The sequence below is a fragment of the Streptomyces sp. NPDC087787 genome, from assembly GCF_044743035.1.
Classification (GTDB): domain Bacteria; phylum Actinomycetota; class Actinomycetes; order Streptomycetales; family Streptomycetaceae; genus Streptomyces.
Map to the genome: position 1 here is coordinate 1 of NZ_JBIUVQ010000028.1, position 26,673 is coordinate 26,673.

At 75.1% G+C, this 26,673-nt stretch carries 2 protein-coding genes and 1 pseudogene; all 3 read right to left on the reverse strand.

Going from position 1 to position 26,673, the window contains the following annotated elements:
* Positions 1 to 12,506 (reverse strand): SDR family NAD(P)-dependent oxidoreductase (locus ACIOWN_RS31725; protein ID WP_401984115.1); only part of this gene is annotated, 12,506 nt, incomplete at its 3' end.
* Between the two features lie 17 nt (positions 12,507 to 12,523).
* Positions 12,524 to 22,087, reverse strand: coding sequence for a type I polyketide synthase (locus tag ACIOWN_RS31730; protein ID WP_401984117.1), 9,564 nt, complete (start codon positions 22,085 to 22,087; stop codon positions 12,524 to 12,526).
* 319 nt (positions 22,088 to 22,406) lie between these two features.
* Positions 22,407 to 26,537: pseudogene (locus ACIOWN_RS31735) on the reverse strand (beta-ketoacyl synthase N-terminal-like domain-containing protein); the annotation flags it as partial.
* Positions 26,538 to 26,673: the final 136 nt, after the last annotated feature.

Genomic DNA, 26,673 nt, shown 5'->3' on the forward strand with positions numbered 1-26,673 from the left:
TCGTCGGTGAGGTACGGAATGACCTCGTCCTCGGTGGCCTGGACAGCCACCATCGCACCACCGGCCGGCAGCGCCTGCATCAGACGACCACGAGCAGCCACCAGACGCGCCGCGTCCTCCAGCGAGAACACCCCGGCCACATGCGCCGCCGCAACCTCGCCGATCGAGTGACCGGCCACGAACTCCGGCCGCACACCCCACGACTCCACCAGCCGGTACAACGCCACCTCAACCGCGAACAGCGCGGGCTGAGTCCACCCGGTCTCGTTCAGCAGACCGGCGTCCTCACCCCACATCACCTCCCGCAGCGAGCCCTCCAACTCACCGTCCAAAGCGGTGAGAACAGTGTCCAGGGCCTCCGCGAACACCGGGAAACGGCCATACAGCTCACGACCCATCCCGAGCCGCTGCGAACCCTGACCCGAGAACAGCGCCGCACGACGGCCCGACCGGGTGCGGCCGGTGACCGCGGCGGAGTCCGCCTCGCCGTCGGCGAGGGCGGTCAGGGCGCGGAGGGCGTCCTGGCGGCCGGCGGCCAGGACGACGGCGCGGTGCTCGAACGCGGAACGGCTGGTCGCCAGCGAGTGGCCGAGGTCGAGCGGGCGCAGCGCCGTGCGCTCGCGGACCGTGTCGAGCAGGCGGGCGGCCTGGTCGCGCAGAGCCTCGGGCGACTTGGCGGAGAGGACCAGCGGGACGACGGCGGGTTCGGCACCCTCCGTTCCGGCCGTCTCCGGGGCCGGTGCGGCGACCTGCTGCTCCAGGATGACGTGGGCGTTGGTGCCGCTGATGCCGAAGGAGGAGACACCGGCGCGGCGCACCCGGTCCGTCCCGGGCCACTCGGTCTGCTCGGTGAGCAGTTCGACGGCGCCGGCGCTCCAGTCGACGTGGGACGACGGTGCGTCCACGTGCAGGGTGCGCGGCAGCACGCCGTGGCGCATCGCCATGACCATCTTGATGACACCGGCGACACCGGCCGCGGCCTGCGTGTGACCGATGTTCGACTTCAGCGAGCCGAGCCACAGGGGCCGCTCGTCGGTGCGGTTCTGGCCGTAGGTGGCGATCAGGGCCTGGGCCTCGATCGGGTCGCCCAGCGTCGTACCCGTGCCGTGCGCCTCGACGGCGTCCACGTCGCCGGTCGAGAGTCCGCCGCTGGCCAGCGCCTGGCGGATGACGCGCTGCTGGGACGGGCCGTTGGGGGCCGTGAGGCCGTTGGAGGCACCGTCCTGGTTGACGGCGGAGCCGCGGACGACCGCGAGGATCTCGTGGCCGTTACGGATCGCGTCGGACTGCCGCTCCAGCAGGAGCATGCCGACGCCCTCGGACCAGCCGACGCCGTCCGCCGACTCGGCGAACGCCTTGGAGCGGCCGTCGGGAGCGAGACCGCGCTGGCGGGAGAACTCGATGAACGTGCTGGGCGTCGACATGACGGTCACGCCGCCCGCCAGGGCGAGCGAGCACTCGCCCGAGCGCAGTGCCTGGGCGGCCCAGTGCAGGGCGACCAGGGAGGACGAGCAGGCGGTGTCGACGGTGACCGCCGGGCCCTCGAAGCCGAAGGTGTACGAGACCCGGCCGGAGGCCACGCTGCCCGCGCTGCCCTGGCCCTGGAAGCCCTCGAACTCCTTGCCGCCCAGCAGGCTGCCGTAGTCGTGGTACATGACGCCGGCGAAGACGCCGGTGCGGCTCTCACGGAGGCTGAGCGGGTCGATGCCGGCCCGCTCGATGGCCTCCCAGGAGGTCTCGAGGAGCAGGCGCTGCTGGGAGTCCGTCGCCAGTGCCTCGCGGGGGCTCATGCCGAAGAAGCCGGGGTCGAAGTCGCCCGCGTCGTGCAGGAAGCCGCCGGAGCGGCTGTACGAGGTGCCGGTGTGTTCGGGGTCCGGGTGGTAGAGGCTGTCCACGTTCCAGCCGCGGTTGGCCGGGAATTCGGTGATGGCGTCGGTGCCGTCGCTGACCAGGCGCCACAGGTCCTCGGGCGAGGTGACGTCGCCCGGGAAGCGGCAGGCCATGCCGACGATCACGATCGGGTCGTCGTCGGTCGGCGGCAGCGGCGTGACGGGAGTGAGGGGCTCGGTCTCGGCGCCGAACAGCTCGGTGAGCAGGTGGTCGGCGAGCGCGGACAGAGTGGGGTGGTCGAAGACCATGGTGGCCGACAGGCGCAGACCGGTCGCGGTGCGCAGACGGTTGCGGAGTTCGACGGCCGTGAGGGAGTCGAAGCCGAGGTCGCGGAAGGCACGGTCGGCGTCGATGTCGGCACCGGCGGCGTGGCCGAGGACCAGAGCGGCGCTCGCGCGCACCAGGTCCAGCAGGACCTCGTGGCGCTGCTCCCGGTCGAGCCGGGCGAGCCGCTGGACGAGTCCGGCGTCGGCGCCCTCGGCGGCCCCGGTCGCGGCGGCGCGGCGGACGGGGGTACGGATCAGCCCGCGCAGCAGAGCCGGCATCTCCGGACGGCCGCGGAAGGCGGCGAGGTCCAGGCGGCTGGTGACGAGAGCGGCCTCACCGGTGGTGAGAGCGGCGTCGAAGAGGGCGAGGCCCTGCTCGACCGTGATGAGCGGCATCCCGGACTCGGCGGCCCGGCGGACGTCACGCTCGTCGAGCCCGGCCGTCATGCCCGCGCCCTGCTGCCAGGGACCCCAGGCGAGAGAGACGGCGGGCAGGCCGAGGGCCTGGCGGTGGGCGGCGAGCGCGTCCAGGAAGGCGTTGCCGGCTGCGTAGTTGGCCTGGCCCGCGCCGCCGAAGACACCGGCGACGGACGAGAAGACCACGAACGCGTCCAGATCCAGGTCCCGCGTCGCCTCATGCAGGTTCCACGCGCCGTCCACCTTGGGACGCAGCACCGTGGAAAGCCGCTCACCGGTCAGCGAGCCGAGCACACCGTCGTCAAGGACGCCCGCCGTATGCACCACAGCGGTGAGCGGGTACTCCGCGACCAGCGCGGCCACCGCGTCCCGGTCGGCGACGTCGCACGCCGCGACCGAGACCTCGGCACCCAGCCCCTCCAGCTCCGCCACCAACTCACCGGCGCCCGCGGCGTCGAGACCGGAACGGCTGGTCAGCAGCAGACGCCGCACCCCGCGCTCCGTGACGAGGTGACGGGCCACCAGACCGCCGAGACCACCGGTTCCACCGGTCACGAGCACCGTCCCCTCCGGCGACCAGACGGTCCGGGCGGCGGGGTCGGCGGTGGCGCGGGTCAGGCGGGCGGCGAGGGCACGGCCGCCGCGCAGCGCGAGCTGCGGCTCGTCGAGGGCCAGGGCGCGCATGAGGACGGAGTCGGAGGCACCGTCTAGGTCGACCGACCCGAAGGCGCCGGGGTTCTCGGTCTGCGCGGAACGGACCAGGCCCAGCACGGCTGCGGCGGCGAGGTCGGTCACCGGGGCGTCGTCGGTGGCGACGGCTCCTCGGGTGACGACGACCAGACGGGAACCGCTGAGCCGGTCCTCCGCCGCCCACTCCTGAAGAAGCGCCAGAGCCGCGGCGGTCCGCGTGTGCACGGAACCCGGCGTGTCGTCGATGTCGGAGCCGGCCGTCAGCGGAACCAGTACGGCACCGGGAACGGGCCCGTCGGCCGCGAGCAGGTCGGCGAGAGTCGCATACCGGACGGCGCCGTCGCCGAGGGCTTCGGCCAGGTCACCGGTGTCCGGGCCGAGCAGGGCGAGGCTCCCGGAGCCCGTGCCGTCGGGCAGCGGGACCGGGGTCCAGTCGAGGCGGAAGAGCGCGTCGCGCAGATGTCCGGCGTCGCCGGTCAGCCGGTCGGCGTCGACCGGCCGGGCGAGCAGCCGGGCGATGGAGACCACGGGCCGGCCGGCCGGGTCGGCGGCGGTGACGGACAGCGCGTTCGGCCCCGCCGGGGCGAGCCGGACGCGCAGTGCGGTGGCACCGGAGGCGTGCAGGCTGACGCCCTCCCAGGAGAACGGGAGGCCACCGTCGTCGTCGGTGAGCAGCGCGGGGTGCAGGGCCGCGTCGAGCAGGGCGGGGTGCACGGCGAAGCCGGCCGCGTCGTCGTTGCCCTCCTCGGGCAGCGTGACCTCGGCATACAGCGCGTCCCCCGCGCTCCAGGCGGCGGTGAGGCCCTGGAAGAGCGGGCCGTAGGCGAAGCCGCGGGCGGCGAAGCGCTCGTAGCAGCCGTCGGTGTCGAGTGCCTGGGCGCCCGCCGGCGGCCACACGGTGGTGTCGAGGCCGGTGCCGGTGGGTGCGGTGGCGGACAGGGTGCCGGTGGCGTGCAGCGTCCAGACGCCGTCGGTGGCGTCCTCGGGGCGGGCGTGCACGGTGACGGTGCGGCGGCCGGCGTCGTCGGCGGCGCCGGCGCGGACCTGGAGCAGGACGGCGCCGTCCTGCGGCAGGGTCAGCGGCGCGGCGAGGGTGAGGTCCTCGAGGTGAGCGCTGCCGGCCTCGTCGCCCGCGCGGATCGCGAGGTCGAGGAGGGCGGTTCCGGGGAGCAGGACGGTGCCGTGGACGGCGTGGTCGGCGAGCCAGGGGTGGGACTGGAGGGAGAGGCGGCCGGTGAGCAGCACGCCTTCCCCGCCGGGAAGTTCCACCGCGGCGCCGAGCAGCGGGTGGGAGGCGGAGCCGAGTCCGGCGGCGCGCATGTCGTGCGGACGTGCCGCTCCGGCAGCGGGCCAGAACCAGCGGTGCTGGAAGGCGTAGGTCGGCAGGTCGACGCGGGCGGCGCCGGCGCCGGCGAACGCGGACGTCCAGTCGGCGTCGATGCCGAGGACGTGCAGCCGGGACAGCGCGGTGAGGAGGGCCTGCTCCTCGTCCCGGTCCTTGCGCAGCAGCGGCACGGTGACGGTGCCCTCGGTGGCGGACTGCTGTGCCATGGCGGACAGCACGCCGTCGGGGCCGATTTCGACGAAGGTGGTGACGCCGTGCTCGCCGAGGGTGCCGACGCAGTCGGCGAACCGTACGGCCTCGCGGACGTGGCGCACCCAGTAGTCGGCCGAGCACAGTTCCTCGGCCGTGGCGAGGGCGCCGGTCAGGTTCGACACCACCGGGATCGCCGGTGCCGCGAACGTCAGTTCTTCGGCCACCGCCCGGAACTCGTCGAGCATCGGGGTCATCAGCGGCGAGTGGAAGGCGTGGCTGACGCGCAGCCGGCTGGTGCGCCGTCCCTGCTCGGTGAAGTGCGCGGCGACCGCGAGGGCGGCGGCCTCGGTGCCGGAGACGACCACGGACGACGGTCCGTTGACGGCGGCGACGGAGACGTCGTCGGTGAGGAGCGGGCGGACCTCGTCCTCGGTGGCCTCGACGGCGATCATGGCGCCGCCCCCGGGCAGCGCCTGCATGAGGGTCGCGCGGGCGGCGACGAGACGGCAGGCGTCCTCCAGGGAGAGCACCCCGGCGACGTGCGCGGCGGCTATCTCGCCGATGGAGTGACCGGCCACGTAGTCGGGCCGTATGCCCCACGACTCCATCAGGCGGTGGAGGGCGACCTCGACCGCGAAGAGGGCGGGCTGGGTCCAGCCGGTCCCGTTCAGCGGACCGGCGTCCTCACCCCACATCACCTCCCGCAGCGAACCGTCCAACTCGCCGTCCAGGAGTGCCAGTACGGCGTCCAGGGCCTCGGCGAACACCGGGAACCGGCCGTACAGCTCACGGCCCATCCCGAGCCGCTGCGAACCCTGGCCCGAGAACAGGAACGCGGTGCGGCCGCCGCGGGCGGTGCCGGTCAGCAGCGCGCTGTCGTCGGTCCCGGCGGCGAGGGCCGCGAGGGCGCGCAGCGACTCGGCGCGGTCGGCGCCGGCGACGACGGCGCGGTGGTCGAAGGCGGAGCGGCTGGTGAGCAGCGAGTAGGCGATGTCGGCCGGGTGGGCGTCGGGGTGGGCCTCGACGTGGGCGAGCAGGCGGGCGGCCTGGTCGCGCAGGGCCTCGGGGGTCTTCGCGGACAGCGGCCAGGGGGTGGCCGGGAGTTCCCCGGCGGGGTCGCGCGGGGCGGCCTGGGCCGGGGTGGCGGCCGGCTGCTCGATGATGACGTGGGCGTTGGTGCCGCTGATGCCGAAGGAGGAGACACCGGCGCGGCGCACCCGGTCGTTCTCGGGCCACTCGGTCTGCTCGGTGAGCAGTTCGACGGCGCCGGCGTCCCAGTCGACGTGCGAGGACGGGGCGTCCACGTGCAGGGTGCGCGGGAGCACGCCGTGCCGCATCGACATGATCATCTTGATGACGCCGGCGACGCCCGCGGCGGCCTGGGTGTGGCCGATGTTGGACTTCACGGAGCCGAGCCACAGGGGCCGCTCGGGGTCGCGGTCGCGGCCGTAGGTGGCGATGAGGGCCTGGGCCTCGATGGGGTCGCCCAGGGTGGTGCCGGTGCCGTGCGCCTCGACGACGTCGACGTCCTCGGGGGACAGTCCGCCGCTGGCGAGGGCCTGGCGGATGACGCGCTGCTGGGACGGGCCGTTGGGGGCGGTCAGGCCGTTGGAGGCGCCGTCCTGGTTGACGGCGGAGCCGCGGAGCACGGCGAGGATCTCGTGGCCGTTGCGGATCGCGTCGGACCGGCGCTCCAGGACGAGCATGCCGACGCCCTCGGACCAGGCGACACCGTCGGCGGCCTCGGCGAACGCCTTGGAGCGGCCGTCGGCGGCGAGGCCGCGCTGGCGGGAGAAGTCGACGAAGGTGCTGGGCGTCGACATCACGGTGACACCGCCGGCCAGGGCGAGCGTGCACTCCCCCGTGCGCAGTGCCTGGGCGGCGAGGTGCATGCCGACGAGGGAGGAGGAGCAGGCCGTGTCGACGGTGACGGCGGGGCCCTCCAGGCCCAGGGTGTACGAGACGCGGCCGGAGGCGACGCTGGGGGCGCTGCCGTTGCCTCGGAAGGCCTCGTACTCGTCGCCGGTGAGGATGGTGCCGTAGTCGTTGTACATGACGCCGGCGAAGACGCCGGTGCGGCTGCCGCGCAGGCTGAGCGGGTCGATGCCGGCCCGCTCGACTGCCTCCCAGGACAGTTCGAGCAGCAGGCGCTGCTGGGAGTCGGTGGAGAGCGCCTCGCGCGGGCTCATGCCGAAGAAGTCGGCGTCGAAGGAGCCGGCGTCGTGCAGGAACCCGCCGGCGCGCACATAGGTGTGTCCGGGGCGGTCGGGGTCCGGGTCGTAGAGGTTGTCGACGTCCCAGCCGCGGTTGACGGGGAACGGGCCGGTGGCGTCGGCGCCCTCGCTGACCAGGCGCCACAGGTCCTCGGGCGAGGTGACGCCGCCCGGGTAGCGGCAGGCCATGCCGACGATGACGATCGGGTCGTCGGTGGTGGCCGGGAGGGCGCCGGCGGGGGTGGGCAGGGGTGTGTCGTCGCCGGTGCCGAGGAGTTCGTCGCTCAGGTGGTCGGCGAGCGCGTTCGGTGTCGGGTAGTCGAACACCATGGTCGCGGGCAGGCGCAGTCCGGTGGCGGCGTTGAGGCCGTTGCGCAACTCGACCGCGGTCAGCGAGTCGAAGCCGAGGTCCTGGAACTGGCGGGCGGCTTCCACCTGGTCGGCGTCGGCGTGGCCGAGGACCTGGGCGATCTGGGTGCGGACCAGGCCGAGGAGGGTCTCGCGGCGGGCGGCGGCGTCCAGGCCGGCCAGTCGCTGGGCCAGGCTGTCGGCGGTCACCGACACCTGGGCGGCGGCGCGGCGCACGGTGGTGCGGATCAGGCCGCGCAGCAGCGGCGCGATCTCGCCCTGGGTGCGCAGCACGGCCAGGTCGAGGCGGACCGTCAGGAGGGCGGGGCCGCCGGTGGCGAGGGCCGCGTCGAAGAGGGCGAGGCCCTGTTCGACGGTGAGCGGCGGCATGCCGGAGCGTGCGATGCGCTCGACGTCGATGTCGGACAGGTTGCCGGTCATGCCGACGCTCTGGGTCCAGGGGCCCCAGGCGAGGGAGGTGGCGGGCAGGCCGAGGGCGTGGCGGTGGGCGGCGAGTGCGTCCAGGAAGGCGTTGCCGGCCGCGTAGTTGCCCTGCCCGGGGCTGCCGAGGGTGGCGGCGACGGACGAGAAGAGGACGAACGCGTCGAGGTCCAGGTCCCGGGTGAGGTCGTGCAGGTGCCAGGCGGCGTCGGCCTTGGGCCGCAGCACGGTGTCGAGGCGTTCGGGGGTGAGGGAGCCGATGACGCCGTCGTCGACGACGCCGGCGGTGTGCACGACGGCGCTCAGCGGGTGCGCGGCGGGTATCCGGGCGAGGAGGGCGGTGAGCGCCTCCCGGTCGGTGACGTCGCAGGCGGCGATGTCCACGGAGGCGCCGAGTGCGGTGAGTTCGTCGGCGAGGGCGCCGGCGCCGTCGGCGGCCGGGCCGCGGCGGCTGGCGAGCAGCAGCCGGCGGACGCCGCGTTCGGTGACGAGGTGGCGGGCGAGGACGCCGCCGAGTCCGCCGGTGCCGCCGGTGATCAGGACGGTGCCGTCCGGGTTCCAGTCGCCGGGGGTGCCGGGCGCGGGCACCCGGGTGAGCCGGGCGGTGAGCACGTCGGAGCCGCGTACGGCGAGGTCGGGTTCGTCGTACGCGGCGGCCAGGGCCGCAACCAGGGCCGCGGGGGCGGCGGGGGTGTCGGTGGCGAGGTCCAGGAGGGCGAAGCGGCCGGGGTTCTCGGTGCGGGCGGTGCGGATCAGGCCGGCGGCCGCGGCGGCCGGCAGGTCGCGGCCCGCGGTGGCGTCGCGGGTGACGAGGACGAGCCGGGCGTCGGCGAACCGGTCCTCGGTCAGCCAGTGCTGGGCCAGGCCGAGTACGGCGGCGGCGGTGGTGTGGGCGGCGTCGGCGGCCGGGGTGTCCTGTTCGCCGGGCACGGCGGTGAGGACGATCTCCGGCACCGGGGCGGTGTCCGCGGCCAGCGCGGCCAGGTCGGGGTGGCAGGCGACCCTTACGCCGGTGGCGCGCAGCGCGTCGGCGAGGCCGGCCGGGTCGGCGCCGACGAGGGCGACGGTCTCCGGGAGGCGCTCGGGGAGGCCGCGCAGCGAGGTCCACTCGACCTGGAAGAGGGAGTCGCGGTGGACGGCCCCCGCGGTGCCGGGGGTGTCCTTGGGGACGACGCGGGAGACCAGGGAGTCCACCGAGAGGACGGTGCCGCCCGCGGTGTCGTACACGGCGATGGAGACGGTGTCCTCGCCCGCGGAGGTGATCCGGGCGCGGACGGTGGTGGCGCCGGACGCGGCGAGGTGCACGCCCTGCCAGGCGAACGGCAGTCCGCCCTGGCTGATGGCGCCGAGGTCGGTGTAGGCGGCGGAGTGCTGGGCGGCGTCCAGGAGCGCGGGGTGCAGGCCGAAGTCGGCGGGGTCGGTGCCCGCGTTCTCGGGGACGGCGACCTCGGCGAACACGTCGGTGCCGCGGCGCCAGGCGGCGCGCAGGCCCCGGAAGGCGGGTCCGTAGTCGAAGCCGAGGCCGGCGAGGCGCTCGTAGCAGCCGTCGAGGTCGACCTGTTCGGCGCCGGCGGGCGGCCAGACGGTGGCGTCGAAGGCGGCGTCCGGGGCGCCGGCCCCGGTGGTGAGGACACCGGTGGCGTGCTGCGACCAGGGCAGGTCGAAGCCGTCCTCGACGCGGGAGAAGATGCCGAGCGGGCGGCGGCCCGCGGGGTCAGGGGCGCCCACCCGGACCTGGAGCTGGACGGCGCCGCGCTCGGGGAGCACCAGCGGGGCGGCGAGGGTGAGTTCCTCGACGCGGTCGCAGCCGGCCTCGTCGCCCGCGCGGATGGCGAGTTCGACGAAGGCGGTGCCGGGCAGCAGGGCGCGGCCCTGGACGCCGTGGTCGGCGAGCCAGGGGTGGGAGTGGACGGAGAGCCTGCTGGTGAACAGGAACCCTTCGCCGTCGGCGAGTTCGACGGCGGCGCCGAGCAGCGGGTGGTCGGCGGAACCGAGTCCGGCGGCGGTGACGTCCTGGGTGGAGCGGCCCGCGGCCGGCCAGAAGCGCTGGTTCTGGAAGGGGTAGGTGGGCAGGTCGGCGCGGAGGGCGCCGCTGCTGTCGAAGAGGCGGGCCCAGCGGACGGTGAGGCCGCGGACGTGCACCCGGGCGAGTCCGGTGAGGGCGGACTCCTCCTCGGGGCGGTCCTTGCGCAGCAGCGGGACGGCGGCGGTGCCCTCGGGCAGGGACTCCTGCGCCATCGCGGACAGCACGCCGTCGGGGCCGACTTCGAGGAGGGTGGTGACGCCGCGGGCGGCGAGGGTGGTGACGCCGTCGGCGAAGCGTACGGCCTCGCGGACGTGTCGCACCCAGTAGTCGGCGGTGCACAGGTCGGCGGGGTCGGCGACGGTGCCGGTCAGGTTGGAGACGACCGGGATGCGCGGCTCGTGGTAGGTGAGGCCCCGGGCGACGCTCCGGAACTCCTCCAGCATCGGGTCCATGAGCGGCGAGTGGAAGGCGTGGCTGACCCTGAGCCGGGTGGTCTTGCGGTCCTGCGCCTCGAAGTGCGCGGCGATCGCGGCGACCTCGTCCTCGTCACCGGCGACGACCACCGACGAAGGACCGTTGACCGCGGCGATCGACACCCGCTCCGTCAGAAGCGGGAGCACCTCCTCCTCGGTGGCACGCACCGCGAGCATCGCACCGCCCCGCGGCAGCTCCTGCATCAGGCGGGCGCGGGCCGCGACCAGCCGGCAGGCGTCCTCCAGCGAGAACACCCCGGCGACATGCGCGGCGGCGATCTCACCGACGGAGTGGCCGCCGACGTAGTCGGGGGTGACGCCCAGGGAGGAGACGAGGCGGTAGAGGGCGACCTCGACGGCGAACAGCGCGGGCTGGGTCCAGCCGGTCTCGTTGAGGAGTTCGGCGTCGGAGCCCCAGACGACGTCGCGCAGCGGGCGGTCGGTGTGGCCGTCGAGGAGGGCGGCGATCTCGTCGAAGGCCTCGGCGAACACCGGGAAGCGGGCGTGCAGTTCGCGGCCCATGCCGAGGCGCTGGGAGCCCTGGCCGGAGAACAGGACGGCCGAGGCGCCGTCGTCGACCGAGCCGTGGGCGATCTCGGTGGCGCCCGAGGCGTCGGTGCCGGCGCAGAGCAGGACGGCGCGGTGCTCGAAGGTGGCGCGTCCGTCGGCGAGCGCGAAGCCGATGTCGAGCGGGTCGGCGCCCGGGTGGCCCGCGAGGTGGGCGGCGAGGCGCTCGCGCTGGGCGTCGAGCGCGGCGGCGCTGCGGCCGGACAGGGTCCACGGGACGAGCGCGGGGCGGACGGCGGGGTCCGTGGCGGGGCGCTCGGGCACGGCGGGGGCCTGTTCGAGGATGAGGTGGGCGTTGGTGCCGCTGATGCCGAAGGAGGAGACACCGGCCCGGCGGGCTCGGCCGGTCTCGGGCCAGTCGACGGCGCGGTCGAGGAGTTCGACCGAGCCGGCGGTCCAGTCGACGTTGCTGGTCGGCCGCTCGGCGTGGAGGCTCTGCGGCAGCACACCGTGCCGCATCGCCATGATCATCTTGATCACGCCGGCGGCGCCGGAGGCGGCCTGGGCGTGGCCGATGTTCGACTTGACGGAGCCGAGCAGCAGCGGCCGCTCACGGTCCTGGCCGTAGGTGGCGAGCAGCGCCTGCGCCTCGATCGGGTCGCCGAGGGTGGTGCCGGTGCCGTGCGCCTCGACCGCGTCGACGTCCGCGGCGGTCAGGTGCGCGCTGTCCAGGGCTGCGCGGATGACCCGCTGCTGGGACGGGCCGTTGGGGGCGGTGAGGCCGTTGGAGGCGCCGTCCTGGTTGATGGCGGAGCCGCGCAGCACGGCGAGGACCGTACGGCCCTCGCGCTGGGCGTCGGACAGCCGCATCAGGATGAACAGTCCGGCGCCCTCGGCCCAGCCGGTGCCGTCGGCGTCGTCGGAGAACGGCTTGCAGCGGCCGTCGGCGGCCAGTCCGCTCTGTGAGGTGAACGCGATGAACGGGTGGGGCGTGGCCATGACGGACGCGCCGCCCGCCAGGGCCAGGGAGCACTCGCCGCCCCGCAGGGCCTGCACGGCCAGGTGCAGGGCGACGAGCGACGAGGAGCAGCCGGTGTCGACGGTGACCGCCGGGCCCTCGGCGCCCAGGAAGTAAGAGAGCCGGCCGGAGATCACGCTGGCGGCGTGGCCGGTGGTGGAGTACACCTCGGCGTCCTCGTCGGACGCCTTGATGACCTCCGCGTAGTCCTGGCCCGTGGTGCCCATGAACACGCCCGTGCGGCTGCCCCGCAGCGTGGAGGGGTCGATGCCGGCCCGCTCCAGTCCTTCCCAGGCGATCTCCAGGAGGATGCGCTGCTGCGGGTCCATGGCGACGGCCTCGCGAGGCGAGATGCCGAAGAAGGCGGGGTCGAAGCCGGCGGCGTCCTGAAGGAAGCCGCCGACCTGGGCGAGGCTGCTGCCCTCGCCGCCGCCCGCAAGCCGGTCCAGGTCCCAGCCGCGGTCGGTGGGGAACGGGCCGATGACGTCGCGGCCCTGGGCGACGAGCTCCCACAGGTCCTCGGGGGAGGCGACGCCGCCGGGGAAGCGGCAGCCGATGCCGACGACGGCGATCGGCTCCGCCGCCGAGGCGACCAGCTGCTCGTTCTGCTTGCGCAGCCGTTCGATCTCCTTGAGGGACGACCGCAGCGCCTCGACGTACTTGTTGGGGGACGTGCTCATCGTGTTCCAGCTCTCTTTCAGTTCGCCGAGTTCTGGGCGGCCAGCCGCAGCAGTTCTTCGGCGTCCATGTCGTCGAGGGAGTCCGCCGTGCCGTCGTCGGCGGGGGCGCTGTCCTCAACGTCGTCGGACTCGGCGAGTTTCAGCACCATGTCGAGGAGGCCCGCCTTGCGCAGCCGTCCGATCGGGACGGTGGCGAGGGCCTCACGGATGCGGGCGTCGGGGTCGTCCGCGCGGCCGGTGTCGGCGTCATCGGGTGCGGTGCCGTAGAGCAGCGAACCGATGTGCTGGGCGAGGGCCGTGGGACTCGGGTAGTCGAAGACCAGGGCGGCCGGCAGCGGCAGCCCGAGGGCGGAGCGGAGCCGGTTGCGCAGTTCGACCGCGGTGACGGAGTCGAAGCCGACGTCGCGGAAGGCTCGCGAGGCGGGCACCGCGTCGGGGCTGTCGTGGCCGAGGGTCGCGGACGCCTCGGCGCGGACGGCTTCGACGAGGGCACGGGCGCGTTCGGCGGTGGGCAGCCCGTCCAGGCGGGCGCGCAGCGGCGGCACGGCCGCGCCGGAGCCGCCGTCGGCGGCCGGGCCCTCGTCGGTGAGGGCCGAAACGGCTTCCGGGACGGTGCTCAGCAGGGCGCTGGGGCGGTTTGCGGTGAAGGCGGGCGCGAACAGCTCCCAGTCCATCAGGGTGACGGCGAGCGCGGTGTCGTCGTCCTGAAGCATCTGGTCGAGCGCGCCCAGCGCGTGTTCCGGCTCCATGGCCAGGACGCCCTGGCGGACGAGCCGGTCGTGGACCTCGGGGTCGGTCGCCATGCCGACCTCGCCCCAGGTGCCCCAGGCCACCGACGCGGCGGTCAGGCCGAGGGACCTGCGGTGCTCGGCGAGGGCGTCGAGGTAGGCGTTGGCGGCGGCGTAGCCGGGCTGGCCGCCGCTGCCCCAGACCGCGGCGCCGGACGAGAACATGACGAACGCGTCCAGGTCGAGGCCGGCGGTCAGCTCGTGCAGGTGCCCGGCGGCGGTCAGCTTGGCGCGCATCAGCGCGTCGAGCTGGTCGATGGTCAGATCGGCGACCGGGGCGTCGCCGTGGGCGACACCGGCGGAGTGGAAGACGGCGGTGAGCGGCGCGTCCTCGGGCAGTCCTGCCAGGAGCGCGGCGAGCGCGTCCCGGTCGGCCGCGTCGCACGCGGCGATGGTCACCCCGACGCCCAACTGCTCGAGTTCGGCGCGGAGTTCGGCCGCTCCCGGGGCGTCGGCGCCGCGCCGGCTGGTCAGCACCAGGTGTTCGGCGCCCTGCTCGGCGAGGCGGCGGGCGACCCGGCCGCCGATGCCGCCGGTGCCGCCGGTGACGAGGACGGAGCCGCGGACCGGCGGGCGCTTCCCGGAGCCGGGTACGGCCGGGGCGGCGTGGGCGAGGCGGCGGGCGAGCACGCCCGACCCGCGGATCGCGAGCTGGTCCTCGCCGCCCGCGTCGGCGAGCAGTCCGGTGAGCCGGGCGGCGGCCCGGGAGTCGACCGTCTCCGGCAGGTCGACGAGACCGCCCCACCGGTCGGGGTGTTCGAGGCCGATGACGCGGCCGAGGCCCCACAGCGCGCCCTGCACGGGGCTGCTGAGGACGTCGCCGCGGCCGGCGGCGACACCGCCCCGGGTCAGGCACCACAGGGGCGCGGTGAGCTCCGCGTCGCCGAGGGCCTGGACGAGGGCGAGGGTCTGGGCGAGGCCGAGCGGCACGGATCCGAAGTCGGCGTGGAGTGCCTCGGCGGCGGCGAGCAGGGAGACCACGGCGTGGAACTCGCCCTCGTCCTCGCGGAGCTGGGCGAGCTGTGCGGCCCAGGCGGCCCGGTCGGTGCCCTTGGCCTCGAAGCGGACGGTGTCCGGGCCGAGCGCGTCGAGGACGGCGGCGACCCAGGGGGCGCCCGCGTGGTCCGGTGAGATCACCGCGAGGAGGCGGCCGGCGGGCCGGGAGGTGCCGGGTTCGGCGACGCGGTTCCACTCGACGTGGTAGCGCAGGGCGTCCACACGGGAGCGGGTGAGGGAGCGGGTGCGCCAGGCGGACAGCGCGGGCAGCACGTCGCCGAGCCGGGAGGCGCCGTCGTCGGCGGGGATGCCGAGTTCACCGGCGAGCGCGGCGAGGTCCTGGTTCTCGACCAGTTCCCAGAACGCGGCGTCGGAGGCGTCGGCGGTGCCCGCGGCGGCGGCCTTCGGCTCGGGCCAGAAGTCCTGCCGCTGGAAGGGGTAGGTGGGCAGGTCGACCGGCGCGTACGCGGGGCGGTCGAAGACGGTGGTCCAGTCGACGGCGATGCCGTGGGTGTGCGCCTCGGCGAGCGAGGTGAGGAACCGGCGGCGGTCGCCGTCGTCGCGGCGCAGCGTGCCGAGGACGGCGGCGGTCCCGGCCGGCTCCACCGCGTCCTCGGCGAGGCTCTCCTGCGTCTCCTGTATCGGGGCGGCGAGCACCGGGTGCGGGCTGATCTCCACGAACACGCGGTGTCCGGCGGCGACGAGGGCGCGGGTGGCGTCCTCCATCAGCACCGTCTGCCGCAGGTTGGTGTACCAGTAGGAGCCGTCGAAGGCGGCCTCGTCGAGCCGGGCGCCGGTGACGGTCGAGTAGAACGGCACCTCGGGGGTGCGGGGGCTGACGGGGGCGAGGACGCGGGCGAGTTCGTCGCGCACGGCCTCGACGTGCCGGCCGTGCGAGGCGTAGTCCACGGACACCTTGCGGGCCCGTACGTTCTGCTCGCGGCAGGTCTCGAGGAGTTCGTCGAGGGCGTCGGCGTCGCCGGAGACGATCACGGAGGAGGGGCCGTTGACGGCGGCGATGGACAGCGCCTCGCCCCAGGTCTTGAGGAGTTCGGTGACGCGTTCGGCGGGCGCGGAGACGGACATCATGCCGCCGAGCCCGGACAGCTGGGGCAGGGCCTGGCTGCGCAGCGCGACGACGAGGGCGGCGTCCTCCAGGCTGAGCGCCCCGGCGACGCAGGCGGCGGCGATCTCGCCCTGCGAGTGGCCGACGACGGCGGCCGGTTCGACGCCGTGTGCCCGCCACAGCGCGGTGAGGGCGACCATCATCGAGAACAGGGCGGGCTGGACCACGTCCACGCGCTCGAGCAGCTCCGGGTCGCCCTCGCCGGCCAGCACCTCGTGCAGGGACCAGTCGGTGTACGGGGCGAGCGCGGCGGCGCAGTCGTCGACGGCGGTGCGGAACACCTCTGAGCCGGCGAGGAGTTCGCGGCCCATGCCCCACCACTGGGAGCCCTGGCCCGGGTAGACGAAGACGGGTCCGGCGGAGTCCGGTCCCGCGGTGCCGGTGACGACTCCGGGGGCGGACGCGGAGGACACCACGGCCTCCAGGCCGCGGGCGAAGTCCTCGGGCCGGCAGCCGAGGACGACGGCGCGGTGGTCGAAGACGGACCGGGTGGTGGCCAGGGCGTGTCCGACGCGGGCCGGTGCGGTGGTGGCGCCGGCCGTCGAGGTCAGCAGCCGGGACGCCTGCTCGCGCAGCGCCTGCGCGGACTTGGCGGACAGCAGCCAGGGGACGAGCGGAGCGTCCCCGGCGGGCTCCTCGACGGGCTGTGCGGCGGGCTCCTCGGCGGGCGGGGCCTGCTCAAGAAGGAGGTGGGCGTTGGTGCCGCTGATGCCGAAGGAGGAGACGCCGGCCCGGCGGGGGCGGTCCTCGGCGGCCGGCCAGGCGGTGCGCTCGCGCAGCAGGGTGACGGCGCCCGAGGTCCAGTCGACGTGGCTGGAGGGCTCGTCGATGTGCAGGGTGCCGGGCAGTTCGCCGGCCTGCATGGCCATCACCATCTTGATGACGCCGGCGACGCCCGCGGCGGCCTGGGTGTGGCCGATGTTGGACTTCACCGAGCCGAGCAGCAGCGGCTGTCCGCCGTCGCGGCCCTGGCCGTAGGTGGCGAGCAGGGCGCCGGCCTCGATGGGGTCGCCGAGCTTGGTTCCGGTGCCGTGCGCCTCGACCACGTCGACGTCGGCGGCGCCGAGTCCGGCGTTGGCGAGGGCCTGGCGGATGACGCGCTGCTGGGAAACGCCGTTGGGCGCCGTCAGGCCGTTGGAGGCGCCGTCCTGGTTGATGGCGGAGCCGCGGACGACGGCGAGGACGCGGTGGCCGTGGCGGCGGGCGTCGGAGAGCTTCTCCAACAGGACGACGCCGACGCCCTCGGCGAGGGTCATGCCGTCGGCGGCCTCGGCGAACGGCTTGCAGCGGCCGTTCCTGGCCAGCGCGCGCTGCCGGCTGAAGCCGACGAACGCGTGCGGGGTGGCCATGACGGCGGCACCGCCGGCCAGGGCGAGGCTGCTCTCGCCGCTGCGCAGGGACTGGCAGGCCAGGTGCATCGCGACCAGGGAGGAGGAGCAGGCGGTGTCGACGGTGACCGCCGGGCCCTCCAGGCCGAGCAGGTAGGAGACACGGCCGGACAGCACGCTGGCCGCGGTGCCGGTCATCATGTGCACCTCGGTGCCCTCGGTGCCGTTCTGGACGCTGCTGGAGTAGTCCTGGTAGCTGGCGCCGAAGAAGGCGCCGGTGGCGGTGGAGCGCAGCGACTCGGGGTCGATACCGGCCCGTTCCAGGGCCTCCCAGGAGGTCTCCAGGAGCAGCCGCTGCTGCGGGTCCATCGACAGCGCCTCGCGGGGCGAGATGCCGAAGAAGGCGGGGTCGAAGCCGGCCGCCTCGTGCAGGAACCCACCGTGCACGGAGTAGGTGCGGCCCTGCCGGTCGGGGTCAGGGTCGTAGAGGCCGTGGGCGTCCCAGCCGCGTTCGGCGGGGAACTCGGAGATGACGTCGGCGCCGTCGAGGGCGAGCCGCAGCAGCTCCTCCGGGGTGTTCGCGCCGCCGGGGAAGCGGCAGCTCATGCCGACGATGACGATCGGGTCGTCGTCGGCGGCGGTGACCGCGGCGGCGGGCCGGTCGCCGGCCGTGCCGGTGGTGCCGAGCGCGGTGGTCTTGAGGAACGTGGCGAGCGCGACCGCGTTCGGGTGGTCGAAGACCATGGTGGACGGCAGGGTGAGCCCGGACGCGGCGACGAGGCGGTTGCGCAGGTCGACGGCGGTCACCGAGTCGAAGCCGATGTCGCGGAAGGCGCGGCGCTCCGGGACGGTGTCGGCGCAGGCGTGGCCGAGGACGGCGGCGGTCTCCTCGCGGACCAGGGCGAGCACGATCCGGTCCTGCTCGGCGGCGGACACGCCCTGGAGGCGGGCGGCCAGGCCGCTGGTCGCGGTGGCCGTCGCGGCGGGCGCGGCCCGGTCGGCCAGCAGCCGCGCGACCTCGGGGATCCGGTCGAACAGGTGCGAGGGGCGTCCGGCGGTGAAGACGTCGTGGTACGTGCCCCAGTCGATGTCCATGAGGCCGATGACGGTCTCGTCGTCCTCCATGACGCGCTGGAGGGCGGTCAGCGCCAGCTCGGGGTCGAGGTACTCGAGGCCGCTGCGGCGGATCTGGTGCGGGTCGGCCAGCTCGCGTTCGAGGTCGTCGGGCCACTTGCCCCAGTGGATGGAGGTGGCGCGGGCGCCGCGGGCGCGGCGCTGTTCGGCGAGCGCGGACAGGTAGGCGTTGCCCGCGACGTACGCGGCGTGCACGCCGCTGCCCCACATGCCGGCGGTGGAGGAGTACAGGACGAAGTCGTCCAGTTCCTCGTCGTCGAGGAGTTCGTCGAGGATCCGGGCGCCGGTGACCTTGGCGTGCACGACCTCGGCGAACGCGTCGACGGTGGTGTCGGCGAGGGCGGACAGTTCGATGACGGCGGCGGTGTGCACGACCGTGCGGACGGTGCGGCCCTCGGCCTTCAGTCCGTCCAGGAGGGCGGCGACCGCGTCGCGGTCGGTGATGTCGCAGGCCACGAACTGCGTCTCGGTGCCCGCCGCCCGGAGTTCGGCGGCGAGTTCGGCCGCGCCGGGCGCGTCCGCGCCGCGGCGGCTGAGCAGCACGAGGTGCTCGGCGCCGTGGGCGGACAGGTGGCGGGCGAGTCCGGGGGCGAGGGTGCCGGAGCCGCCGGTGACCAGGGTGGTGCCGCGCGGCTTCCAGGAGCGGGCCTTGCGGCGGGTGTCGCCGCTCGCGCGGACGATGCGGCGGGCGAGCACGCCGGCGGGACGGACGGCGAGCTGGTCCTCGTCTTCGAGTGCCCCGGCGAGTGCGGCGGCGAGCCGCTGGGCGGCGCGGGTGTCGAGCGTCTCGGGCAGGTCGACGACGCCGCCCCAGCGGCGGGGGTGCTCGACGGCGACGGTCCAGCCGAGACCGGCGACCTGGCTCTGCAGCGGCCGGGTGACGGTGTCGGACGGGCCGGTGGAGAAGGCGCCGCGGGTCAGGAACCACAGCGGGGCGGGGACGTCCGCCTCGCCGAGGGCCTGCGCCAGCGACACGGACAGCGCGAGTCCGAGGGTCAGTCCGGGGTGGCGGGCGGAGTCCTGTTCGGCGTCGGCGAGGACGGAGACGATGCCGGTGAGGCCGTCGGTGTCGGTGAGGCGCTCACGCAGGACGGCGGGGTCGGTGCAGGTCTCGTCGAGGACGAGGCGCCGCACCTGGGCGCCGCCCGTCTCCAGCGCCTCGGCAACGTCGGTGCCGTCGACGCCGTCGGCGGTCACCAGCAGCCAGGTGCCGTCGAGGGTGGCGCGGGGGATCCGGGCCAGCGGCTCCCAGGTGACCCGGTAGCGCCAGGAGTCCACGGTGGAGCGCTCGCCGCGGGTGCGGCGCCAGGAGGCGAGGCCGGGAAGGATCGCGGCGACGGACTCCTCGTCCGTGCCGAGCGCCTCGGTGAGGGCGGAGACGTCCGCCTGCTCGACGGCCGCCCAGAACTCGGCGTCCATGGGCGCGGTGGCCGAACGGTCCACGACGGCACGGCTGATCCAGTAGCGCTCGTGCTGGAAGGCGTAGGTGGGCAGGTCGACGCGGGTCGCGCCGGTGCCCTCGAACAGCGGGGCCCAGTCGACGTGGACGCCGCGGACGAACACCTGGGCGGCGGACAGCAGGAAGCGGTCCAGGCCGCCGTTGTCGCGGCGCAGGGTGCCGGAGGCGACGCCCGCCACCTGGGCGTCGTCGAGCATGTCCTGGACGGACATGGCGAGGACGGGGTGGGAGCTGACCTCGATGAAGGCGCGGTGCTCGGCGGCGATCAGACCGCGCACGGCGTCAGCGAACAGGACCCGGCCGCGCAGGCTGCGGTACCAGTAGCCGGCGTCCATGACGGTGGTGCCGAGCCAGTCGCCTGTGACCGTGGAGAACAGCGGGATCCGCGGCGCGGACGGCTCCACCTCGGCCAGCAGCTGAAGGATCTCGTCGTGCAGGTCCTCGACGTGGTGGGAGTGCGAGGCGTAGTCCACGGGGACGCGGCGCACCCGCACGTCCTCGGCGGTGAGCAGGCCGGACAGCTCGTCCAGGGCGCCGGGTTCGCCGGAGACCACGCAGGAGCGGGGGCCGTTCTCAGCGGCGACGGACACCCGCCCGCCGAACGCCTCGAGACGGGCCTCCACGTCCCCGACGGGCAGCGCCACCGACATCATCCCGCCCCGGCCGGCGAGGCTGCGCCCGATGGCCTGGCTACGCAACGCCACCACCCGGGCACCGTCACGCAGCGACAGCGCACCCGAGACCACGGCCGCGGCGATCTCGCCCTGCGAGTGACCCACCACCGCGTCCGGCTCCACGCCCTGCGCCCGCCACACCGCGGCCAGCGACACCATCACCGCGAACGACGCGGGCTGGACCACATCGACGCGCTCCAATGTCGGAGCACCCTCCGCACCCCGCAGGACGTCGACGAGGTTCCAGTCCGCGAACTCGGCGAGCGCGGCGGCGCACTCGGCGATCCGCTCCGCGAACACCGGTGATTCATCCAGGAGCTGGGCACCCATGCCCACCCACTGCGAACCCTGACCGGGGAACACGAAGACGGTACGGCCGTCGACGTCGGCGGCGCCCTCGACGAGTCCGCTCCAGGACTGGCCCTCGGCCAGCGCGCGGCTGCCGGTGAGCAGATCGTCCCGGCCGGACGCGACGACGACGGCCCGGCGCTCCAGCAGGGCCCGGGAGGCCAGCAGGCTGTGGCCGACGTCCTGGGGGCGCGGCTCGGTGTCGGCGTCGAGGCGGGTGACGAGGGCGGCGGCCTGGTCGCGGAGCGCCTGCCCGGAGTGGGCGGAGAGCAGCCACGGCAGGGCGGCCGGCACGACGGCGGGCTGCCGCGGGGCCTCCTCGGCCCCGGCGTCCTCGGCGGGCACGGGGGCCTGCTCCAGGACGGCGTGGGCGTTGGTGCCGCTGATGCCGAACGAGGACACGGCGGCCCGGCGCGGACGGCCGGTCCGAGGCCAGGCGACGGTCTCGTCCAGGAGGCGGACGTGGCCCGACTCCCAGTCGACGTGGGTGGAGGGCGAGGCGGCGTGCAGGGTCGCGGGCAGTAGGCCGTGGCGCAGCGCCATGACCATCTTGATGACGCCGGCGACACCCGCAGCGGCCTGGGTGTGGCCGATGTTGGACTTCAGGGAGCCCAGCCACAGGGGCTGTTCGGGGTCGTGCTCCTGGCCGTAGGTGGCGAGCAGGGCCCCTGCCTCGATGGGGTCGCCCAGCCGGGTGCCGGTGCCGTGCGCCTCGACGACGTCGACGTCGGCACCGGTGAGGCCGGAGTTGCTCAGCGCCTGGCGGATGACCTGCTCCTGGGCGCGGCCGTTGGGGGCGGTCAGGCCGTTGGAGGCGCCGTCCTGGTTGACGGCGGAGCCACGCAGCACGGCGAGCACGGGGTGGCCGTTGCGGCGGGCGTCGGAGAGTCGCTCGACGACGAGGACACCGACGCCCTCGCCCCAGCCGGTGCCGTCGGCCTCGTCGGAGAACGCCTTGCAGCGGCCGTCGGGGGCCAGGCCGCCCTGGGCGCTGAACTCCACGAAGACGGAGGGCTCGGCGAGGATGGTGACGCCGCCGACGACGGCGAGCGAGGACTCCCCGCGGCGCAGCGACTGGGCCGCCATGTGCAGGGCGACCAGGGAGGACGAGCAGGCGGTGTCGACGGTGACCGCCGGGCCCTCGAGACCGTAGACGTAGGAGAGACGGCCGGACAGCACGCTGGCGGCGGTGCCGGTCAGGGCGTGGCCGTGGAGTTCGGCGGCGGTGTCGGCGGAGGGGGCGCCCCAGTGGTAGGAGCCCACGAACACGCCGGTCGAGCTGCCGCGCAGGGAGGTGGGGGCGATGCCGGACCGCTCCAGGGCCTCCCAGGAGACTTCGAGCAGCAGGCGCTGCTGCGGGTCCATCGCGGTCGCCTCGCGCGGCGATATGCCGAAGAAACCGGCGTCGAAGTCGGTGGCCTCGTAGAGGAATCCGCCCTCGTGCGTGGAGCTGCTTCCCTTTCCCTTTCCGGTGAGCGCCTCGATGTCCCAGCCGCGGTCGGCGGGAAATCCGGAAATGGCGTCCCCGCCGGATTCCACGAGGTCCCACAGGGATTCCGGCGAGCTCACTCCGCCGGGCAGCCGGCAGCTCATTCCGACGATCGCGACGGGCTCGGTGTCGCGGGATTCCAACTCGCCTATACGGCGGCGGGCGCGCCGCAGATCGTTGGTGACCCGGCGAAGGTAGTCGACAACTTTTTCCTGCTGGTTCTGCTCGGGTTCCGGCATCGGGTCCGTCCTCGTCATCGGGTCGCGAACGAAAGCTGCAAATCCGCTATGTGGTTTCGAACTCTTCATCGATGATGTCGAGCAGTCTGTCGACCGACACCGATTCGAGGTCCTCGTCGGAGAAGTTCTCCCGCGGGGCGGAGTCCCGGCGGAGCGAGGCGACGAGTGCGTCCAGGCGGTCGGCGACGGCCTGGCGGTCGGGGCCGTCGTCCGGCAGGGTCCGCACGACGGCCTCGAACCTGGTGAGTTCGTCGTCGCACGATCCCTGCGGCGGGGAGGCGGATGCGACGAGGAGTTCCCCGATGCGCCGGGCGGCGAGTTCGGGGGTGGGGAAGTTGAAGACGAGGGTGGCCGGCAGCCGCAGTCCGGTCAGCGCGGTGAGGCGGTCGCCGAGTTCCACGCCGGCCAGCGAGTCGAAGCCGAGTTCCTTGAAGACCGAGCGGGGTCCGACCGCGTCCGGTCCGGGGTGGCCGAGCACCGCCGCCGCCTGGGCGCGCACCAGGCCGACGAGCCGGCGCTCGCGTTCGGCCGGGGCGAGGACCGCCAGTTCGGTGGCGAAGGTGCCGGGGGCCGGGGCCGGGGCCGGTTCGGCGGGGGCGGCGCCGGGTGCCGCGGCGACGGGCCGGGTGCGGCGCGGCGCGGCGGTGTCCTGGATCCGGGTGCGCGTGGGCGGCCGGGGGGCGGTGCGCTCCTGCTCGGTGAGCTGCCGTACGAGGACGGCGTCGGCGGTGAGCACCGGGGCGCCGGTGACGTCGGCGGCGGTCAGGGTCAGGGTGCCGTCGTCGGCGGTGCGTATCCGTACCCGCAGGGCGGTGGCGCCGACGGCGTGCAGCCGGACTCCGTGCCAGGCGACGGGGAGGGTGCCGCTCGTGGTGAGGACGGCGTGCCGGGCGGCGTCGAGGAGCGCCGGGTGCACTCCGTAGGCGCCGGGGTCGTCGGTGGTGCCGGCCGGGAGTTCGACCTCGGCGAGGACGGCGCCGTCGTGACGCCAGGCGGCGCGCAGGCCGCGGAGGGCGGGGCCGATGTCGAGGCCGTCGTCGACGAGCCGCTCGTAGTGGTCGTCGAGGTCGAGGGGTTCGGCGCCCGGCGGGGGCCAGGCGGTCGCGTAGGAGGTGTCGGGGGCGGCGTCGGTGCCGGGCTCGGTGCCGAGGAAGCCGCCGGCCCGCAGGGTCCAGGGCTCGGTGGTGGTGCCGCCGGGCCGGGAGTGGACGGTGACGGTGCGCCGGCCGGTCTCGTCGGCGGGGCCGACCCGGACCTGGAGGTTCAGGGTGTCGCCGTCGTGCAGGACGGGCGCCTCGACCAGGGCGAGTTCGTGCAGGACGTCGCAGCCGGTGTCGTCGCCCGCGCGGACGGCGAGTTCCACGAGCACGGCGGCGGGCAGCAGGACGCGTCCGGCGACGGCGTGGTCGGCGAGCCAGGGGTGGGTGGCGACGGAGAGCGTCGCGCCCGACACCGTGCCGCCGTCGGCGAGTTCGACGGCCGGGCCGAGCAGCGGGTGGCCGCCGCCCGCGGGGGCGGGGGCGCCGGGCCTGGCCGGGGCGGGCCAGTGCCGGGCGCGCTGGAAGGCGTACGTCGGCAGGTCGGTGCGGCGGGCTCCGGTGCCGGTGTAGAGGGCGGACCAGTCGACGGGCACGCCGAGGACGTGGAGCCGGCCGAGCGCGGTGGTGAGGGACGTCTCCTCCGGCTGGTCCTTGCGGAGGGTGGCTACGGCCCCGACCGGGGTGTCCGGGCCGAGGACGGTGCGCGCGAGGGCGGTGAGGACGCTGCCGGGCCCGAGTTCGACCAGCAGGTCGGCGCCGTGCTCGCGCAGGGCGGTCACGCCGTCGGCGAAGCGGACGGTGCCGCGCACGTGCCGCACCCAGTAGTCGGGGGTGGCGATCTCGGCGCCGGCCAGTCCGCCGGTGAGGTTGGACACGACCGGCAGGGTCGGCTCGTGGAAGGTGAGCCCCGCGGCGACGTCCCGGAAGGCGTCGAGCATCGGCTCCATCAGCGGCGAGTGGAAGGCGTGCGAGACCGCGAGGCGGCTGGTGCGGCGGCCCTGGGCGGCGAAGTGGGCGGCGATCCGCTCCACGGCGTCCTCGGCGCCGGAGACGACGACCGCGGTGGGGCCGTTGACGGCGGCGAGCGAGACGTCGCCGCCGAGCAGCGGCAGCACCTCGTCCTCGGTCGCCTCGACGGCGGACATGGCGCCGCCGGCGGGCAGCGCCTGCATCAGGGTGGCACGGGCGGCGACCAGGCGGGCGGCGTCCTCCAGCGAGAACACCCCGGCGACGTACGCGGCGGCGATCTCGCCGACGGAGTGGCCCCCGACGGCAGCGGGGCGCAGCCCGAAGGATTCGGCGAGCCGGTGGAGGGCGACCTCGAAGGCGAACAGCGCCGGCTGGGTCCACCCGGTGCGGTCGAGTTCGGCGGGGTCCTCGCCCCACATCACCGACCGCACCGGGCGCTCCAGCTCGGGGTCCAGGGCGGCCAGGACGGCCTCCAGGGCCTCGGCGAACACCGGGAAGCGGGCGGCGAGTTCACGGCCCATGCCGAGCCGCTGGGAGCCCTGTCCCGAGAACAGGACGGCGGTGGTGCGGGGGGCGGCCTCACCGCGGGCGCGCTCCACGACGCCGTCACCGGACGGCGTCAGCACCGCACGGTGCCGCAGCGCGGCCCGTCCGGTGGCCAGCGAGTGACCGACGTCCAGCGGATCGAGCCGGGGGTGCGCACGGACGAACGAGGTGAGCCGCTCGATCTGCGCGTCGAGCGCCTGCGGAGAGGCCGCGGACACCGGCCACACCACGGCGTCCGCCGAGGGCACGACGGCGGCGGGGGCGGCGAGTTGAGCGGCACGCTCGGCGGCGGGGACACCGGGTCGGCCGACAGCCCCGGCGGCAACGGCGACGTCGGCGGAGGTCTCGGCGGGCTCCCCGGCGGGGGAAGCGGGTCGCTCGGCGGACTCGACGGGCGGGGTGGCAGGCCGCTCGACGGACTCGACGGGCGGGGTGACAGGCCGCTCGACGGACTCGACGGGCGGGGTGACAGGCCGCTCGACGGACTCGACGGCGGGGACCGCGCGGCGGTGGGCGGGCTCGGCGGCGGAGGTGTCGGCGGGCTCCCCGGCGGGGGCGGAGGCAGCCCGGCGGCCGCCGGGCCCCACTGCGGCACCGGTCGTCGGCTCGGTCTTCGGGGCCTCCTCCACGATGACGTGGGCGTTCGTGCCGCTGATGCCGAAGGAGGAGACCGCGGCCCGGCGCGGGCGGGCGGTGGCGGGCCAGGGCCGGGCCTCGGTGAGGAGTTCGACGGCGCCGGCCGACCAGTCGACGTGCCGGGTGGGTGCGGAGACGTTGAGGGTGCGCGGCATCAGGCCGTGGCGCATCGCCTGGACGGCCTTGATGAGTCCGCCGATGCCGGCGGCGGCCTGCGCGTGCCCGATGTTCGACTTCAGGGAGCCCAGGCGCAGCGGCCGGCCGCCGTCGCGGTCCTGGCCGTAGGTGGCGATCAGGGCCCGGGCCTCGACGGGGTCGCCGAGCCGGGTGCCGGTGCCGTGCGCCTCGACGAGGTCGACGTCGGCGGGCGAGAGCCCGGCGTCGGCGAGGGCCTCGCGGACGACGCGTTCCTGGGCCGGTCCGCTGGGTGCGGTGAGGCCGTCGGAGGCGCCGTCCTGGTTGACGGCGGAGCCGCGCAGCACGGCGAGCACCCGGTGCCCGGCGGCGCGGGCGGTGGACAGGCGCTCCAGCACGACCATGCCGGCGCCCTCCGCCCAGGTGGTGCCGTCGGCGTCGTCGGAGAAGACCTTGCAGCGGCCGTCGGCGGCGAGACCGCCCTGCCGGGTGTAGGCGACGAACCCGACCGGCGTGGACATCACGGTGACGCCGCCGGCCAGGGCGGTGGCGCACTCCCCCGACCGCAGCGAGCGCAGCGCGTAGTGGAGGGCGACCAAGGACGAGGAGGACGCCGTGTCGAGGGTGACGGCGGGTCCTTCGAGGCCGAGGAAGTAGGCGAGCCGCCCGGAGGCGATGCTCGGCGACAGGCCGGTGAGGGCGTGTCCCGCGAGGTCCTCGGAGGAGGCGTTGGTGACGGTCGCGTAGTCCTGGCCGCCCGTGCCGACGAAGACGCCGGTGCGGGTGCCCCGCAGGGTGTGCGGGTCGATGCCGGCGTGTTCCAGGGCCTCCCAGGAGGTCTCCAGGACGAGCCGCTGCTGCGGGTCGGTGGAGACGGCCTCGCGGGGGGACATACCGAAGAAGCCGGCGTCGAAGTCGGCCGCCGCGGCGAGGAATCCGCCCCGGTGGGTCACGCTGTGGCCGGGCCCGTCGCCGGTCAGGGCGGCCAGGTCCCAGCCGCGGTCGCCGGGGAACGGCCCGGTGGCGTCGCGGCCGGAGCGGACCAGTTCCCACAGGTCCTCGGGCCCTTCGACGCCGCCCGGAAAGCGGCAGGCCATTCCGACGACCACTACCGGGTCCTCGTCGGCTCCGATCGTCATGCCTCGCTCACCCCTGCGGAAAAAGTCGGTCCTGTGGACACCTCTGCCACCTCTGCCTGCCGGATCGTAGAGGCGCAAAGGCTGTACTTTTCCCTAAAGGAATCTCTCCGTTCGGAGCCCG

Excerpts from the sequence above, each read along its gene's own strand:
- ACIOWN_RS31730 (WP_401984117.1), bottom strand. The coding sequence starts at position 22,087 with ATGCCGGAACCCGAGCAGAACCAGCAGGAAAAAGTTGTCGACTACCTT.